Genomic DNA, 19,454 nt, shown 5'->3' with positions numbered 1-19,454 from the left:
CAGGCGGACAATTAACAGATTGAGTTCAAAGGGAGGTCATCGGGATATGGAAAACAAACCGGCTGTAAAGAATATTTTAAAAAAGAAGATAACCAAGTCACAAGTTTTGAACCTTATGCTAATCACAGTGATTGTTATTGGCACTGTTTTTGGGTACCTGTATTATAAGAAAACCAATATTGTTACCGCCGTTAGACAAGTTGTTCCTGTTATAGACCCTGTACCCCGGCTGGACTACCAGTTCAGTATATATGGTCCTGAGGCTGATTTCCTTAGTAACCCCCAGGCCGCTATAGTATGGAATAATAATATTTATGTTGCCGATACCGTAAACGGACGCATTATGGTTTTTGATTACACCGGCAATTTTATCAGGCAGATTGGCGGTAAGGGTAATTTCCGAGGAGCTATGCAGGGTCCTACTGATATTGGGGTATATAATAATAACCTTTATGTTGCTGATTACGAGCTTGGAAAAGTTTCTATATATTCTCTCACTGGTGAATTTATCGGTTATTTTGCTGAAGATAATCTTAAAGGACCTTCAGGGATGAAAATTGCCGGTGACCGGTTCTATATATTTGATAGCAAAAGCCAGGAAGTCTTTATTTTTGACAGTACAGGCAAACTCCTGAACTCCTTTGGGGGTAAGGGCCACGAACCGGGTCAGTTCTATTATGCAAAAGGAATCACCGTAGATGAACAGGGCAATATTTATGTGGCAGATTCCAATAACTTCCGGATCCAGGTTTTTACCCCTGAGGGTAAGGAAAAGGCGGTATGGAAGAGTGACCAGCCTAATAATGAACAAGGATACACCATACCCAGGGGTGTGGCCATTGACAAAAAAGGCAATGTATGGACTGCCAACCTGCTGGCCGGCGGGGTTTCTGCCACAGACCCGTCCGGGAAAAGGCTGGCTCTGTATAACCTGGGTGAGTCTGCCGAAGATAATATTACCCTGCCTACCGCTGTTTTTGTAGATGAAAATAATAGGTTATATGTTATCGAGCTTGGCAAAAGCCGGGTCTTGGTATATGACATCAGGTAGGTCCGGCAAACACACAATAACAGTTTAAATGTGGTTGTAACTATTAATGAAAGGAGGTGAAAATTATGAAAAAGTCCATTGGAATTATTGCTATTGTGGTTGTTGCGTTGTTTATGCTCAGTGGAGTAGCTTTTGCAGAAAACAGGTTCTCAGACAATTATCCCAAAACACATTACGGTTTCTCTGTTTCTGCCGAAGGGTGTGCCGGATGCCATGTTATTCACACGGCTTCAGTTGCCAAACTGTTGAAGACCGGTAACACACAGACCGATTTTTGCTACTCCTGTCATGGTTCCACTACTAGTTCGCCTTATGACGTAGAGCGCGGCAAGATTATGGGTAACGACGATTCTGAAAGCCAATCTTTTGCAGGTGCATTTGGTTTTCAAGGTAATGATTACTATTTAGGAGGAACGATTACATCAAGGCATCAGGTTGAAGGACCTACATATACCGTTGTTTATGCAGCTACCGGTATCCCCGGTAACTTGGATACAGGTGGTGACTGGGACTTCAACAGTGGTTTCAAGTGTGCTTCCTGCCATGACCCCCATGCCGGTGACAGCGCTAATGACCGCTTGCTCAGGTCAAGTATAGTAGGCTGGACCAGTGGCGATACCGTATCTAGTACTATTGATTTTGTGTATGATGCAACTTCACTGGTAACCACTGATTATGCCAGCGATTCGGATGCTGCAACTGCTGTCAACGAGTTCTGCGGCCTGTGCCACGGTAAATTCAATGTTGCTGATAATGGTGCTAAGAGCTTGCAGACCGGTAAGTACCGTCACGCCATGGGTGTTCCTGTTGAAGCTGATTCGACAACACTTCCGGTTGGTAATTATGATGCTTCCAGCTCCAGTACTACCAACCTGGTACTCTGCCTGACCTGCCATTACCCGCACGGTTCTGATGCCGCAGCGGTTTCAGCAGGTTACAACACTTGGGATACTGATGAAGGCACATTCAGCGGCTCGGTTCTGTTGCGTGCCGATAAGCGTGATGTTTGCTATGACTGCCACGGTGCGGCTAGCAAGAACACTGAAGCCTATGGTCAAGATCCAGAGTAAAACTTGTACCAATATAGATTTATCAGTTATTTTTGCTCAGTACAACTAAAGGAACCAGGGTAAATCCCTGGTTTCTTTTGCTGGGTATGTACACAATTATGTTAAAGCTTCAAGGTTTACCCCACGATATATAGTATAACCAGGCCAAGGAGGTGAAATATTGAAAACCTATAAAAGGTTCTGCCTTTCAGGTCTTTTTACAGCTATCTTTGTGCTTTGCTGCACTTTGACGGCTTTTGCAGCAGACCTGACCACCTGCGGGAACTGCCATGACTGGACTGCCAAACCTAATTCAGATGTAACAAAATTTGTTCTTCCGGTTATACCTGATGGTAGTCCTGAAGGGTCTACAGTAGATAAAAGCAAGTGTGTTATCTGCCATAAAACTGACCTTGCACCTATACATATGACCGGTGTATATCCTCAAGTACAGACTGTGGATGGAGTGGTATATGGGGCATTTCTCAGCCTAGATTCAGTATATAAACCACCGGCATACCTTCATAACATTCACAATGCGGTTTCCACCAAGCTGACCGGACCAACCTGCCTGAAGTGTCATGCTGTTGCAGCGTGCTCATCGTGTCATACATCAGTGCCCCATGACAATCATTACACGGCGAATCCGGTCAACCCGTTAACAGATGCTGCTATAGCAACCCCTGTGCTGACAAGCCAGGCAACAGGATATACAAATTATGTTGATGGTATCGTATATCCGACCTGGAATATAAGCACAACTTGCGCTACCGCCGAGTGTCACCAGACACTGCCGGCACCCAAGCGGTTCCGGCCGGATGGGACTGAACTGTGTTATAACTGTCACACTACTGCTTCGAGTGGACATTCAGAGGAGCAGATCGATACGATACATACATCGGTTTTCCCTGAGGCCCTGACATTTAATAATCAACTCACCGGAACTTATGTGGTGGATTGTTCGGGATGTCATAACAGCGACCTGGATAACGAGCATGCAGACCAGGGTCAAGATTGTATGGCTTGTCACCAGTCGCAAAATACAGGTGTCTTGGAAGTAATTGCTTCAGCAGACGGTCTGGAGACAAACCGTTCGTGTGAAAACTGTCATTTTAACAGCAGTGTTATTGCAGTCCCTGCTGAGCACGACCTATTTCATATTGCCGCTCAGAGTGATAATCTTCATATTGACGGCGGGCCACATGATGACTGCAACACCTGTCACCAAAGAGAAGAGCTGTTATCGCTGGTTGCCGGTCTTGCAACGGAAGTGGATAAAAACTATTCGTGCCTGACCTGTCATACAGGCAGTCCTAATCCGAAAGACCCTATACATGTGGCTGATTATGACGGACAGCAAATGGAAATAGTTGATCTGCACCAGGGATGTGATACATGCCATACTCCGGGGACTACATATGCAGCTGCAGTGGAGACAATAATATCCAAACTGAATGACCCTGTTAATCCTGCCGCCGGTTATTCATGTACCGAATGCCATACGGATTTAGTTTCGGTACATATGCCCGAAGACAGTACCAGCGCCATGTGCCTGGAATGTCACCAAGCGGATTCAGCAGATGGTACTTCTCTTCCTGCAGTTCATACTAAAAACAGTGAAAGTACAGTTACCTGTGTAACTTGCCACAGCTCTGATGCCAGGCCGCCGGTCCCGGAAGCGGTTGCTGCAAATGATACCAGCTGCGGGGCATGCCACTTTGAGGGTTCCCATGAACATAATGTTACTGTCTTTGAGCAGGAGCCTGATACGGACTGTATTGTTTGCCACAGTACCGGTTCTGCAAACCAGGCAGCAGAACTTGCAAGTTTGCATGCTGATTATGGATACCGGTGTTCGGTATGTCACAACAGTACTTTTGATGAAGTAATAACCTTGGATAAAAATCTTGATATGCTGAAAAATTCGGTAACTCCGATATATTGCAGTACATGTCACAATGGAAACAGCGCCGCAGGTTTCCCGGAAACAAGGGAAAGCGCGCATGACCCTGAACACATGGCATTTGGGGAAGATAATGTCAGTTGCAGCGGCTGTCACTCCTTTAATGCTCCATTTGGTTCTCCCACAGATGTTACCGTAATACACCAATCAAGTGAATGTAATACCTGTCACAGCAGCAGCAATGAAGCAGTATTAGGATTTATCAGGGACAGGGCCGGTTCGGATAATAGCTATTATACCTGTGAGGACTGCCATAACAGCTTGTCACAACATGATGAACTTCACGTGGTTACTGATTACAGGGAATCAGGGGCAGGCACCGGTTGTGCGTCCTGTCATAGTGATGATGTAACCATTGCCCATGAAAGTACCGCAGGTAAATGCAATGCTTGTCACGGATTGCTGCCGGTACCAGCAACGATAACCGAAAACCTGAGTACTAACCCTGATAGGACCGGGTACACTTGTGAGGATTGTCATACTCTCAGCGGTGGTCAAAGACAGCATAGAAAATAAAACAATATATTAATTATGAACAGGCAGACTGCCAAATCTGTTAGTTATGTTCAGGCTGTTGGCAAACTGTCGGCAGCCTTTGCATAACTACGACCTGGAGGTTATTATGGGAGTTTCAGGTATCCTACTGGCCTTGATACTTTTGACTGCTCCTTCTGTAAGAGGCTTGTATTATGAACAGGAAATGTTTGTTTTTCAGGTAATTGTTTTCGCAGTTTTTATCATCTTTTTAACAGAAAAGAAGGCTTTTAAATTAAACCGGCCTCTTGATTATGCAGTTTTTACCTTCTTAGGGGTCTATATGATTAGTTTGCTGAATGCTGCTGATTTTAGGGAGGCTCTACTGGCAGTAATGCGGATAATCAGTTATACCCTGATTTATATTATGATTTCTGTTCATACCCGGAATAATGACTCGAGGTATAAATTTTTAAGAGTTATTTACCTTAGCGGGTCATTGATGATATTGGTTACTTTATTTAATTTGACCGGAATCGGGTTTGATAAATTCCTGGATGGTTCAGTGATTACTACTGCTTTTGAATATAAAAATACCGGAGCCCTCTTTTTACTGCTTTGTTCATTAATTGGAATTTATCTGGCATATTATAATGAATCCCGGAAAAACGATTTACTAATAGGTGTTGGTAATTACTTAAACTTCCTTATAATTATCGGTACCCAGTCCCGGACGGTATGGTTGTTGTTATCGATATCATGTATCCTGCTGTTGGCCGGGCTGCCGTCTCAAAAGAGGGGGCGGTCTGTATTAGGGATTTTGATTTCCCTGCTGCCTGCTGTTATAATATCGGAACCCCTGATTTCTTTGGTATTGCAGGAATCATTTTGGCAAACCTGGCTGCTGGTAATTGCCGGGGGGCTGGCAGTTTATGGCGGGATTTTGATGAGACGGAAGCTGGAGGAACGCATAATAACACGCGGTTTTATGGGAGTATTAGCGGGAGGCTTTGTTATTGCTCTGGCGGGGCTGGTTTTGTTCGGGAATTCATCAACTATCGCAATGAAAATTATGTCTATCTCATTTTACCATCAAAATGTGCAGGAACGCTTGGTGTTTTTTAAAGATGCACTGAAAATTATTGCTGAAAATCCGGTTTTAGGCGCCGGTGGCAAGGCCTGGGATATTCTTTACCTGAACATCCAGAGTTTTGGATATTATGCGGAAAATGTTCATAATGATTTTCTGCAGGTTGCTGTGGAAGCCGGAATCATCGGATTGGCTGCATTTGTTTTCATTTGGGTGTGTTTTTATATAACAGGACTAAAAATTTATTGCAATAAGCAGGCAGAGGAGAAAACGTTTTCTTGGTTAATCCTTGTTCTTGGATTTACCACTATGCTGCACATCTTGTTTGATTTTGACCTCCCTCATAGTGCCATGGCATTTCTACTGTGGTCGTTATTTGGAATGGCACGTGCATTGGAGGATGTTTCCGCAAATGCAACTGGTGCCGAATACCGTTCGAGGTTTTTAGTATTGATTTTGGTGGCAGGTTTTCTATATATAACTTCATCACTTAGTTTTTTGACTGGAGACGTATTTTTTGCCAGGGGAGAAAAGGCTCTTGCGCGGGGTGATTTATATGGAACAAGGGAGTATTTTTTTGAAGCACTTAAATTTGACCCATTTAAGACAAATACGTTGGTTAGCCTGGCACAAATTAATTTAGCACTTGCTGAACAGGGTGATTATACTGCCCTTAATCAGGCTATATATTTTGGGCGGAAGGCCATTGCGGCACGGCCCAATGAACCACTATCACATGCTGTTTATGCAACCGCTCTGTTTTACAAAGGTGAATACGAAGAGTCGGTGGCTGAAACCCAAAAATATGTTTCGCTGCACCCCATGTTAACTGCAGCTTATGAGGAGCTTGTTAAAAGAAATCTAGATATAATAATAGAGCTGAAAAAAAGCGGGGAAGAAGAAAAAGCGCTTATGTATCTGGATTTTATAAATAAAATTCCAGGTATGATTGAACGGCGTATAGGCATGCTTTCACAGAATGAACTCAACCTCTGGCGGGGTAACAATTCAGAGCCTGTGTTATCTGTTACTCCGGTAATAAAGAAATATATAGACACAGCAAATTTACTTGTTGGTGACTCACAAACATCAGAAATGGATTGATTCTACTTATTTTTAATATGCAAGAAAGTTGGAAAAATTCTAAAAAATACCTGAAAAAACAGAAACTGCAGCAGGAAATTACAGGTTGCAGCAGGAAATCACTTAATAAATGTTGAAGTCTTTAGATTGCCACTTAATAAATAAACGCTTTGAAGGGATATATGTGAGACTGATAAGCCGCATCAATTTACTGTTAAATCACAGAATTGATATTAAAATAAACTTTAACCAAAGGATAAGCCGAACCAAGGCACTTGTATTTATTGCCGTTTTGGCTGTTATGATGGTGCTTTCCGGTTACTATATTGGGGAACGGTGGTATTGGGTTAAAGACCAAAATCTCTACGAATACCGGATAGAGTATTTAAAGAAGCAGCTGACGCAAAATCCTAAATCCAACAACATCCGGGCTGAACTTGGGATGACTTATTTTCTGAATTCTCAAGTAAACAAGGCCGAAGCTATGTTGCGTGATGTCTTGGAAGATGAACCGGAAAATGATATTGCAGTTTTGTACCTAGGGTTAATTCTTTCTGAGCAAAAAGATTATTACAAATCAATAGAATTGCTGAATAGATATCTGAAGATAAATCAGGGACTTGAGACCAGGGTTGCATTATTGTATTTGGGGCGGGATTATCTTGAAACTGAAGCTTACGACCTTGCATTGACCACGCTAAGGAAAGCCGTTGAGAGAGATCCTGCAAACCCGGTTGTCTGGTATTATCTGGGGCAGGCTTACGAAAATGTGAATGACAGGAAAAATGCTATTAGTGCATATGAGAGGGCATTAGTTCTTAATAAAAACTATACAGAAGCTGAATGGGCCTTGAACTCATTGGCGAAACAAAAACCTGCAGGCAGCGATTAGGTTTGGCACAATTTTAAAACAAGAAGGTGATTATGCCGGTGAAGGAGCATATTGACCAAGGAGTTGCCGGTAAATCAGAGGAGTTTGGCAGGAGCCGCATAAGAAGCCGGAAAACTATAACCCTGAAAACTCTGATGTTGTTAATTATATTTACAATTATTATAATTTCTGCACTTTTTGGGTTTTTATATTACCGTGGACAAAAACCTGTTACCAGTGTTTTGCCGGTTACAAATAAAAAACCGGAGTACCGGTTCAGTATTTACGAAGGCCGTTATCGCTTGTCCCATCCTATAGCAGTTTTTGTGTATAATAGTACAAATATTTATATAAGCAATAACAAAAATCATACAGTTGAAATAGTAGGTCCGAACGGAAAGCCCAAAGGAGTTATTGGAGGTGCCGGTGATTTACCTGGCAATTTAATGTTCCCTTATGGATTGGCAGTTTTGCCTGGCGGCAATATCCTTATTGCCGAGACCGGCAATTACAGGATAGAAGAGTATAGTCCTGAAGGGAAATATATTAAAACTTTTTTGGGACCGGGCAATAAAGCCGGTATCCAAAAACCTGGTCCGGTGTGTATTGATGACAGGGGACAAATTTATGTCGGTGACCTGTCTGGAAACCAGGTGGTAAAGTTCGACAGGGATGCCAAGGTTTTAGAAAAATTTCCGAACATTTCTTATCCGCATGGAATTGCAGTTGATGTGGCAAGAAATAAACTGTATATTAGTGATTCCGGTGCTTCGGTTATTAAGGTTTATGAACTTGACAGCAGTAAAGCAGTAGTCAATAACGATGAACTTAATGAAGAACCTGTAAGACAACCACGGCAGATAATTGACTCAATTGTGTCCGGAGTTAACTTCAGTATGGTCAGGGGACTTGCAGTTGACAGAAATGGCAGGTTGTATGCGGTTGATACGTTAACAAGTATGATAAGGGTATTTGATACTGACGGTAAATATTTGTTCAGTTTTGGCAAACAGGGTTCCGGTGACGGAGAATTCCTTTATCCTGCAGGGATTTATGTTGATGATGCAGGAAGAATTTATATAGCTGACTGGGGAAACAACCGCATTCAGGTGTGGGGGTATTGATTGGACATCGGCGGGGGTGGTTCACATGAAGATTAAGCTTAAATATTTATTGGTTTTCATAGTAGCGCTTGGGATGATGTCAGTTTTTATAGGAACCGGCGCTGCTGAGGACGGGCCATATGTATATATCAGGTATTTCAACAACGGTACCGGTGTGGATGCCTATGTCTATTGGGATGATTCCGCTGCAAACGGGGGCCCCTATAATTTTGCCTGGGCCGATGATGTGCTGTCCAGTTGTGATGACCTGGATTGGCAGGCAGGTTCGCCTGATAATGCAGGGACTGCAGATGCGGTTTTTAAGCTTTCGGTAACCAAATACATAAATTATTTTTTCAAGGTAAGCAGCGGGGACAAGGTCACAATTGCACGCGCTTTTCCGTTAGACTTTAACAACACTGCTAATTCTTACAGATATGAGAATGATTATGCTCACGGCAATTTTGCCCCCGGAACCGGTATGTGTGCGACGTGTCACATTACCCATACAGCACTGGGGGGGTATTTGTTAAAACAAGCAACATATTATGAACTCTGTTTGTTGTGTCATGGCAGCAGCAGTACTCAGAGCAAATATGATGTGGAAACCGGAAAGGTTTATATGGGACCGGAAACAGGATGGGTGGATTCCTTAGCCGGTCCTATAGGAAGCGGGGTAACCACCATAATCTCAAAACATGACGTAGATGATACGGGTGATGTTATGACAACGGTATATGGAAGCGACCCGGCCAGGATGCTTACCTTTACGTGTGTCTCATGCCATAACGGTCATAGCGGTAAAAATGATAATTACCGCCTGCTGAAGAAAACAATATATCCTGCTGATGGGGGATGGAATCCTCAGACTGTAGTTTTTAACGCATATGCAGTTGTTAAGGACATAACTGTTGGGGAGGATGTATATTATATTTCCGGAAACAGCGAATTCTGTGCTGCCTGTCACCTTGACTATGATGAAGGAACGGCTTATTATGCCGATGGTGAATATACCAGTTTTTACAAGCATCCGGTGACAGTCGGTTCAACAATTTATTCGGTTGAAGACAGGGAAATCTGGCCAACTGCGGGGGACTACTTGCCGCTGCAGGTGGATCCGGGGGCAGGCACCACTGACAAGAGAAATGCGGTGGTTTGCGGGACATGCCATTTTGCTCATGGCACATATAAAATCTTTAATGTATATCTGCCTGAGACAGGTGAGACGATATCGAGCCAAAAAATGCTCAGACTCGATAATTATGGGGTATGTGAATCCTGCCACAAGAAATAAAGCATTTATCCACAAGGGTCTGCAGGGATGTTTTTGGTGAGGGGGGAGATACCAATGCGTAAAAAAATTATGCTCGGTATTGGGCTGATTTTAATAATTGCTGTGGTTATTGGTTACCAGATACTTGGGGCCGGAGCGGCAGAGATAATCGCTGATATGCTGAATGATGAGGGGGATTTTGAAAACCTTAACCCACCGAACCATTACAGCAGTTGGCTGCATGATTTTGACAGCGGCGGAACCAGTTGGACATATGACCAGGACACCGCTACTGTCAAATCCGGTGTATATTCAGCCGGTCAGTCCAGCACTATTGAAGCTGGATTCGGGATTACTGCCCGCACATTAAACGGGGGGTACAGGTATTCTTTTACCACACCTGATGTGGAGGAATTTACAGCAAGCCTGAGTCTTTACTATGACAAGAATATTGCTATTGTCCCGGGTGCAATGGGGACAACTAATGTTTCCAAGTGTGACCTCAAATGGGAGGTCAGGAACTCAGCAGGCACATCCATAGTAGATACCGGTGCGGTAATTGATTCTGCCACTACAAGCGTGTCGTGGGGGGGGACCCCCTATTCGGACGATGTTACCGGGCTGGAGCCAAATACTGCATATCAGCTCCGTATTTTTGTTGATGCTGTTCACCAAGCTCAGAGGTCCGGTGTTTCCGGTATTGATGTTCACTGGGATGATGTAGTTTTAAACGCTGTTTATACTGATAATCCTCCTACAATAGGCATGTCTTCACCTGCAGATTTGAGCAGCCAAAAAGGCACAGTATCGCTATCAGCCTACTCTATTGATGATTTTGGGGTAAGCCAGGTTGATTTTGAGTATGCAGATAATACTTCATTTACCGGGGCTACTACCCTGTCGGGAGCAGCACTTAGTTCCGGGACTACTAAAGACGGTATATGGGGAAAGAACTGGGACACTACAGGACTTAACGGGACATATTATGTCAGGGCCAAGGCTGATGATGGGGTCAATGATGTGGTTACCTCTGGCAGTTATTTTACTTATTATATTGACAATACGGCTCCAAGCACGGCCGCAATGAGTTCCCCTGCTGATTCGGCATATATCAGGAGTGTCCTTGACCTTGAAGCTGCGGCTACAGACAATATGGAAGTCAGTTCGGTTGACTTTCAATGGGCTGATAATGCTCTGTTCAGCGGGGCGCAAACCGTAACCGGGGCAACTCTGACATTAGGGACGGTTACCGACGGCACGTGGACCGCATCTTCTTTTAATACATCAACAATGGGTGACGGGACACGTTATGTCAGGGCGGTGGTTTACGATTCCGCGGGCAACAGCCTTACCGGAAGCTATATTACCGTTGTCGCTGATAATACGGCACCAACTCTTGATTTGGATTATTATTCAGACAGTGCCCTAACCGAGATTCTGCCAGTTTCCGGGGGCATTCCTTTGACTGTTGCCCAAACTGTATATGTCGTGCTTAATGCAGATGAAACCCTCAGCCCTGATGCCGGGGATAACCAGATAAGTATTGATGCAATAGGAATAGATAACGATATTTCCAATGCCAACTTTACCTGGGACGGGACAGCGGGTGCCTGGGTTTACCCCTGGATAGTATCTGCCGGAAGTGATGGGGATACTATCGCCATTACCGTGAAAGGAACAGACCTAGCAGGTAATGTGACTACAGGGGCCCCTAACAGCGGTGATGTTGTCAGGATTGATACAACAGAACCTGTTCTAAGCCTTGAGTATTATTCTGATTCCGGTTTAACCACTGCTCTCCCGGTTTCGTCAGGGAAACCTGTTGTTAAGGCAGGGACCACTTATATTAAACTTGTTACAAATGAGTCATTGAGTACGACGCCTGGGGTGAATGCCGTTACTATTGATGCCCCGGGTGGGGCGAATGATATAACAGATGAGGCATTTACATGGGATGCCGGTACAAGCGCTTGGAAATATGCCTGGACTGTCAGTATTGCTGATGACGGGGATTCATCGGGAATTTCCGTTACAGGAAAAGACGCGGCCGGGAACACTTATACCGGGGCACCTTCCTCCGGGGAAACGGTAACATTGGCTACCATACCGGCCCCGTATGCTTTGCAAATTTCGGCTGTTCCAACTTCGGTCCCTTATGACGATACTTCCACAGCAACGGTAACCGCTGTATTAACTGACCAATACGGTGACGTTATGGAAGGGGTAACTGTTGATTTCACTACTACACTGGGAACTTTTGTGTCCAGTGGTACTTCTTCTGCTTCTGAGACAACAGATGCAACAGGCAGTGCTGCAGTATCCCTGAAGTCAGGGTCTTCAGGGATTGCCACAGTAACCGGGACTGCAAATGGGACGACAGTGTCTGATTCTGTACAGGTCACTTTTTATCCACCGGCACAAACTATTGGAATGACGATTTTACCTGATGATATTCCGGCCAATAATACAACCTGCTCCATAGTTACTGCAGAAATAAAGGATTCCGGAGGCACCCCTCTTCCCGACGGGACTTTGATTACTTTTGAAATTTCAGCCGGGACAGGGACTTTTGATGATGAAACAACAACCAAACAAGCAGCTATTTCGGGTGGCTTAGGAAAGGCTTCAGTTCAGGTTAAATCTGATACAGTTGGGACGGTTACAGTCAGGGCGTCCCTGGATGGTTCCAACAATACAACAGATATAAATTTTGTCGCCCAGGAAGTTACTACTGTGGAGACTTCTGCAACACCAACCACAATCGATGCGGATGGAAGTGAACAGGCGACAGTAACGGCTGCTCTTTTTGATCAGTATGGTGTGCCTATGCAGAGCGAGTTAACTGTCACATTTACCACGACCCTTGGGGACCTGTATTCACACAGTGCTGTTACTGATTTATCAGGTGAGGCAGTGGTAACTCTGACCTCCGTGTCGGCAGGTGAGGCCAGAGTGAAAGCGATATACAGTCCTAATGGTGTTAGTGATTATGTAGATATTACAATTTTGGTGCCTGATAATACACCACCAGGCCTGATTAAGGCTGAAGCTACCAGTAAACAAATTATTTACCTCACATTCACTGAGCCAATATGTTTTGACCCTGACCCGCCGGTTAACTGGGGTGTGTATAAATATATTTCCGGGGATGAATATACCGTATCTTTTCAAGCCCCTGAGATTATTGCTTCCGATCGAAGGATAGCCAAGCTAACCCTTGCCGAAGGGGTATACCATGATACCGGAAACCAATATCCTAATCCGGAACGATACAAAATTGTGGTCAGCGGGGTCTATGACCTTAGGGACAATGTTATTGATGAAGTTTATAATTATACTTACTGGGACAGCTATACCCCCCATGGCAAGTATTCCAAAGTGAATGAGACCGACTTGAACAATACCATGATGTGCGGTCAGTGCCACAGTGCCCACAGCGCTGTCGGGGTCAAGCTGCTAAACAAGACTACTATCCAGCAGGTTTGTTTCGTCTGTCATGGGACAGGGGGTATCAGCGACTATAACGTCTATGAGGAGTTTACGGACCGTAAGGCCAGTGGTTCAACAGTGTCATATACCCTGCACAAGTCACTGGATGATGCCGGGAATGATTTCCTCTATTGTTCGGACTGTCATAACCCTCATGGGGACAAACGTACCGGGACAAACAATATTTATCCCAAACTTCTCCGGGTTACTAATGTTTACGGCACAGTATATAATCAGGGCAACGGGTTCTGCTTAGGATGCCATGGTGACGGCGCTGAGGGGATGGAATTCGGGACTTCGGTGACCATGGCGATATACTGGGATGACCTTGGAGGGAATCATGCCTGGGGCATGGGGGTAGATGGTGACGCACTGGGGGGGACCCAGCCAATTCCTCACTATTCCTCTGATTATGATGACATGCACGCGGCTTCCGAAACTGATGTGACCTGTGTCCTTTGCCATGAACGGCATGGTTCCCAGTATCGCAGCCTGATTGATAATACCCTGGTGAGCAATGACAGGGACGACTTATGTTTCAAATGCCATAACGCCTCCACCCCTAATACTATGAGTGGTGAGGATATCGAGGCCAAGTTTGCCCTGGCCAATACACATGAAATCAATGACCCTCTGAATACGGGTCTGACCTGTAGCGGCTGCCACGGGCCCCACAGTGTTGCCGCGAGATGGTTTGCAGACTCAGGGAGTACGGCGCCCTCTGCGATTACTGATCCGGAAAACACAAAAGAGAACTGGTATAAGTCAGATACCCAAGATATGGCGGGCTTCTGCAACAAGTGCCATAATGTGGCCGATACCGGAGGTACCCCATCATATACTGAATCACTTACAGCAGTTACCTCTGCCGATAAGATCAGGCCATTTACCATTGAGTACGATTCCCTGAGCTTGAGCAACTTTGGTTTTAGCTGGAACAAGAAAGAATACTTTGATATTACCAGTACTACAAAAGCCGGGCATTACAGTCCTACCAGAAGTTCCGGCCAGGATGCGGTAATGTGTGATAACTGCCATGACCCTCATGGATCGGATTATGACAGATTATCCCTATATGATGAAGACGTTACCGGAGGCCCGGCATCTGACGGTATGTGTCTGCGTTGTCATGGTGATATTACCGGCACCCCGGGAGATGATGACAGCAGTTTGGATGTATGGACTAATGGGTTTGACCAATCAAGTAAGCACCCGATTTTTTCAAGTACCGGGGTTCATAGTGATACAGAAAACCTTGGCACCGCAGCACGTCACGTTGAGTGCGTCGATTGCCATGACCCTCATGCTGCCAGGGAAGATTCGATAGATAACCTGTCAGGGCCCCTGCTGAATGTTTCCGGTGTTACCCGGTCAGGCGGGTCTCTAGAAGAAACGGACACGGCTACTGAGGACTGGGAGGTATGCTACAAGTGTCATTCCGATTATTGGGGCAATCTTGACGGGAGCCGGGATATTGCGGCTGAATTTTACCGGACGGCTACTATTGGAAGTACCAGTGGAGTATATTCGTTCCACTTCGTGGAATTAACCTCAAATACAAATGCTAGTGCCAATGTTGCCTCACACTTGACTGCAGGGGCGGTTGACCATGATGGCAATGCATGGACAAATACCAGCAAAATGTACTGCACCGATTGTCACGGGACGTCTTCGGGAGCTGCCGGGCCTCACGGTTCACCAAATCCGGCCCTTCTTAAAGGAAGCTATAATACCACAATAGAAACAAGGTCAGGTTTGCCGTCGGATTTCATCTGTTTCCTGTGCCATGATGAGACCTGGTATAAAGGAAGTCATGCTGCCCGTAACCCGGCACACATAGTGGCCTGCAAAAAGTGCCATGGGGTTAAGGTTCATGGGGCCAATAGGGCACATATCATCAGGACAAATAACCCGGCAGATGAAAGTTATGACTCCGAATCTCTTATTGACAGTGCTGTGGCTCATCCTGATGAAATGGACTGGACGGATTGCACATCTTCAGACCCGGCATGCAGTACCAAGCATTAAAGACCGTCGGCAGAGGTGGCACAGATGACAAAAGACGAAGGCAGTGTTCAAGCGGGTAGCAGCAATAAGACAGGACGCAACAACCAGGTGCTTATCAGGAAGCTGGCCGGATTACCGGCCAGCCCTGTATTGACCCTTGTTCTGCTGGTGGTACTTCTTGTTTTCCTGTATCTGGGAACAACTGATATGTTCAAGAACTCTGCGGAAATTGCCGGCCGCAGTTCCATGATATTTTTTTCGCCACTGTTCCTGGCAGTTGTCCTCCTATTTGAGATTAACCTGATCAGCTGTACATTCAGGCAGCTTAAAAAAGCAGTTAACCGGCGTTTGAAGGGTTCGGTTATATTTCACATAGGTTTGGTTATTATAGTTCTAGGTGCCCTGATTCAATTTGCCTTTGGCTTTACCGGATATTTCCGGATAATTGAGGGTGATGTTTTTGAGAGTCGCCAGGACAATTACTACATTGCCAGGGAGGGAGTTTTTTACCGGGAGGAACCGGTGAAATCAGAACTATTTCTGCAAAAAATAGATATCCCGCCTGATGACCAGGAAGGGACAAGGGGAAGGGGTCTGCTCACTTTGGTGAGGGACGGGGAGGTTGCTGCAAAACAGTGGGTCAGCGCTGATGATTCCCTGTCCTATGGATTGATGGATATTGCATTTAACAGGATGGGATACTATCTAATGCTTGATTATACTGACAGTCTTGGCAAGACATTAGCTGCTTACCCCTTATTGCTGCAGAGTGTGGAAATACTTGACGGCACCGGATTCAGCGGCAGCCTAAAGATACAGGGAACTGATTATACAATTTCGCTAAAATCTGAGCATGTTCCTGAATTTCAAGTTACAGTTGATAAAAAAGTTTCCGGTGAACAGGCAGAAACTATTTACAAGGGCAGGGCTGCAGTGGGGGATACGGTATCACTTGACCGGAATGAAATCACCTTAAGTCACCTGGTACCATGGATAATATTCCGTATCAGGTATGAATACGGTTTCTATATCATTTATGCCGGTATGATTATAGCTACAGCCGGGATGCTGCTCCTCTATGGGAGGCTGGACTTGTGAAAAATCAAAAATTCTCTATTATACCGGTGGCGGGACTGTTAATCTTGTTGATGATTTTTTTTATTGTGGGTGGGTGCAGTTGGCCAAGCCAAAAGAAAGTTAAAGACACTGAAAGTCAAATTAGAAATATTGTTATTAAATATAATGAAACCCTGCCCCTGGCCTATGCAGGAGAGACAGAAATTTTAAACAGTGTGGCTACTGAGCGGGAAATAAGAAGAGTCGAGTTGTTTAAGGTCCAGTTGGCTGATGAAAACAAGGTAATCCGGGTAAATACTATCTCATTGAAGGTTGATAAAATTGAACGGGGTTCCTCAGAGAGTGTGACGGTCAATACTGTTGAAATATGGGAATACCGTTACCTGGACAGTACCACATATAAACCACTGTGTGAATGGAAAAAAATCAGGTATAATGCCGTTTATACTCTCATCAGCAGTGAGCAGGGATGGCTTGTTGATGATATTAATTTTGAGGAAGAATTGGTGACTTGAAATGAATAACGGTTCTGATATTCTGCTCCTGACAGCAGGAGGGTTACATTGGGCTGCAGTAGTGATTTATGCTGCCGCCACAATTTTGTTATTTCTGGGGTTTGCTTTTCAAAAGGATCGGTGCTTAAAAACCGGAGTAATCCTGATAATTTGCGGCACCTTATTCCACACAGCCGCCCTGGGAGTCAGGTGGGCCGCTGTCGGACATGGCCCGTTTATGAAAAAATATGAAATACTGTCATCTTATGTTTTAATAGCTATGTACATGTACCTGCTTGTTATAAAGAAGCGTCCCGGCTTAAGGGCAGCGGGAATTTTTGTGATGCCTGTATCCCTGATAATTATGGGTCTTGCTTTGACTTCGTCATCGGCGGCTGTGGAAATGCCGGAAAGCTTTAATTATGTCTGGATTGTGCTTCATGTTCTCTTTGCTCAGGCATCTTACGGTGCCGGTTTGATTGGGGCCGGGCTTTCACTGCTTTATTTGATGAAAGAAAAAGCCCAGAACAAAGGGACTGCTACAGGATGGTACCAGAACCTGCCCTCTCTGGAAAAGATGGATAAATTAAGTTACAGGTTTCATGGGTTTGCTTTCATGGCTATTGGTGTGATGACTGCTTCAGGGGCCGTTTGGGCCAATTATGCCTGGGGCCGCTACTGGGGCTGGGATCCGGTAGAAAACTGGTCACTTATATCTTGGCTATTGTATGGAATTTATCTTCATTTAAGAAGGATTCACGGGTGGGCAGGAAAAAGGGCTGCTTGGTTTTCTTTTGCCGCATTTTTGGTGCTGCTTTTTATCCTGGCCGGAATAGGCTGGGTTTACCAATCTGTTCATGCGCCATATTTTATATAGAAGGAATGAAAGCAGTAACGAACTACCGCTTTATGAAATGGGCGGTATTTTTTTGCGCAAAATTAATAATTGTATTGCTGACATACTTTTGCCACATAATAATGATAATATTGATATAAAGGGTTGTAAACTCTGGCAGGCAATAGTATAATTTTGTAGGAAAAACAAGGATTTAGGCGATTTTGAAGAAAGAGAGGGTTTATCAGTAATGCCCGAAAACAGGAAAAAGGATGTCACCGGAACCGAAGAAAGAAATATCCTGACAGGTAAAAATGATGGTTCGAAAACTAACAGGAATATAATCGACATAATCTGGAACTTCTTTAGTTCGATGAAGCTGGCGATTATTCTCTTGCTAGTGTTGGCTGCTGCTTCAATAATTGGTACTATCTGGGTCCCCTTGGATATATACGGCCAGCCTGATTACCTTAAGTTTTATAACCACCCGGTATTTAATATTATTCTGATTTTGCTGGCTCTTAACATTCTGATCTGCAGTTTCAATAGGTGGAAGTCAATCGCAAGCACCTTAAGAGGCCCTAGTATTGCTGCTGCCGAAAACATTGTTAAAAGGTCGGGGGAAACCTTCAAGATAAAGGCAGAACCAGCTAAGGCGGCGGAAAAAGTCAAGGAATTGCTTCTTGGAAAAGGATACCGTATTTTTGAGAGCCATGAGGGTGAAGTATATAAAATAGCATCTGATAAAGGACACTTGGGCATCTTAGGGCCATATCTGACCCATTTGAGTTTTTTTGTAATTGTAGTTGCGGTTATAATTAAATTTAGCGGGTTGGTAGGCTTTGACGGGACGTTTGTTGGCTGGGAAGGGGGAACTTACAGTATAGGTGATGTTCATGGCATACGGAATGTTGATTATGATGATTATTTTGATATTAGAGTGAACCGTTTCCGGACAGAATACAGGCCTGACGGCAGGGAAATAAAACAGTGGTATAGTGATGTAACTGTAATTGATGGGGATAAGGAAACTAATTTCACTATCTATGTAAATAAACCTTTGGTTTACAATGGGATTAAGTTGTACCAGTCTTCTTTCGGGCATCAGTATACCGGAAAGTATTCCGGGACTGCCGGTACAGACCAGCAGTTTATTATTGGCCAGGGAGGGCAGGAGTATCTTTGGGATGAAGGAACTAAACTGGCATTTGTGCCAACCGGTTTCGAGGATGCAACTGAAAAGGTTAAATTGCAGATATATAGAGGACAACAAATTATTGATGAAGTTGATGCCGTGTTGAATCAGCCTATTAAATATGAAGATGTGGAAGTGGTTTTTGAAGGGGTAAAGAGCTATACTGTGCTCTCAGCTAAGAGAGATCCGGGAGTACCAATTATAGGTGCCGGTTCTATACTGCTGATTGCGGGAGTGGTTATTTCTTTTATTCTCAGGCAAAGAAGGATATGGTCCATTATCAGGCCTGACAGCAAAGGGGCACTTGTAGAGATAGGTGGTATATCAGCAAAAGATAAACGGGGTTTGGACATTGACATTGCAGAAATAACCGCAGCTCTGAAGTGAACTTCATAAACCA

General features: G+C 44.5%; 12 protein-coding genes. All 12 read left to right on the top strand.

Annotated elements, in window-relative coordinates:
• The first annotated feature begins 46 nt into the window (after positions 1-46).
• Entirely contained in the window at positions 47-1,051 is a 1,005-nt protein-coding gene (locus ABFY19_RS09520; RefSeq protein WP_418790424.1) for a 6-bladed beta-propeller, read from the top strand.
• A gap of 65 nt (positions 1,052-1,116) precedes the next feature.
• The gene (locus ABFY19_RS09515; RefSeq protein ID WP_418790423.1) at positions 1,117-2,121 is read left to right on the top strand and encodes a cytochrome c3 family protein; all 1,005 of its coding nucleotides are present in this window, start codon (positions 1,117-1,119) and stop codon (positions 2,119-2,121) included.
• A 160-nt stretch (positions 2,122-2,281) separates the two neighbouring features.
• The gene (locus ABFY19_RS09510; protein ID WP_418790422.1) at positions 2,282-4,579 is read left to right on the top strand and encodes a cytochrome c3 family protein; all 2,298 of its coding nucleotides are present in this window, start codon (positions 2,282-2,284) and stop codon (positions 4,577-4,579) included.
• A 46-nt stretch (positions 4,580-4,625) separates the two neighbouring features.
• Complete coding sequence (locus ABFY19_RS09505) at positions 4,626-6,731, top strand: O-antigen ligase family protein (RefSeq protein ID WP_418790421.1); 2,106 nt, start codon at positions 4,626-4,628, stop codon at positions 6,729-6,731.
• Between the two features lie 163 nt (positions 6,732-6,894).
• Entirely contained in the window at positions 6,895-7,602 is a 708-nt protein-coding gene (locus tag ABFY19_RS09500; RefSeq protein ID WP_418790420.1) for a tetratricopeptide repeat protein, read from the top strand.
• A 32-nt stretch (positions 7,603-7,634) separates the two neighbouring features.
• Positions 7,635-8,705: a 6-bladed beta-propeller gene (locus tag ABFY19_RS09495; protein WP_418790419.1), complete on the top strand. Its 1,071-nt coding sequence runs from the start codon at positions 7,635-7,637 to the stop codon at positions 8,703-8,705.
• A 25-nt stretch (positions 8,706-8,730) separates the two neighbouring features.
• Complete coding sequence (locus tag ABFY19_RS09490; RefSeq protein ID WP_418790418.1) at positions 8,731-9,978, top strand: cytochrome c3 family protein; 1,248 nt, start codon at positions 8,731-8,733, stop codon at positions 9,976-9,978.
• A gap of 54 nt (positions 9,979-10,032) precedes the next feature.
• Positions 10,033-15,474, top strand: a complete 5,442-nt coding sequence (locus ABFY19_RS09485; RefSeq protein WP_418790417.1) for a cytochrome c3 family protein — start codon at positions 10,033-10,035, stop codon at positions 15,472-15,474.
• 24 nt (positions 15,475-15,498) lie between these two features.
• Complete coding sequence (locus ABFY19_RS09480) at positions 15,499-16,551, top strand: hypothetical protein (RefSeq protein ID WP_418790416.1); 1,053 nt, start codon at positions 15,499-15,501, stop codon at positions 16,549-16,551.
• Entirely contained in the window at positions 16,548-17,045 is a 498-nt protein-coding gene (locus ABFY19_RS09475; RefSeq protein WP_418790415.1) for a hypothetical protein, read from the top strand. Before ABFY19_RS09480 ends, ABFY19_RS09475 begins: the two co-directional genes overlap by 4 nt.
• 1 nt (position 17,046) lies before the next feature.
• Positions 17,047-17,901 (top strand): cytochrome c biogenesis protein CcsA, encoded by an 855-nt coding sequence (gene ccsA / locus ABFY19_RS09470; RefSeq protein ID WP_418790414.1) that lies wholly within the window; start codon positions 17,047-17,049, stop codon positions 17,899-17,901.
• 208 nt (positions 17,902-18,109) lie between these two features.
• Positions 18,110-19,441: a cytochrome c biogenesis protein ResB gene (locus ABFY19_RS09465; protein ID WP_418790413.1), complete on the top strand. Its 1,332-nt coding sequence runs from the start codon at positions 18,110-18,112 to the stop codon at positions 19,439-19,441.
• Positions 19,442-19,454 lie beyond the last annotated feature (13 nt).

Source organism: Phosphitispora sp. TUW77 (assembly GCF_048453025.1).
In the GTDB taxonomy this organism is placed as follows: Bacteria; Bacillota; Thermincolia; order Thermincolales; family UBA2595; genus Phosphitispora.
The sequence above is the reverse complement of the archived record's forward strand: the minus strand, read 5'-3'. Positions and strand labels throughout refer to the sequence as shown.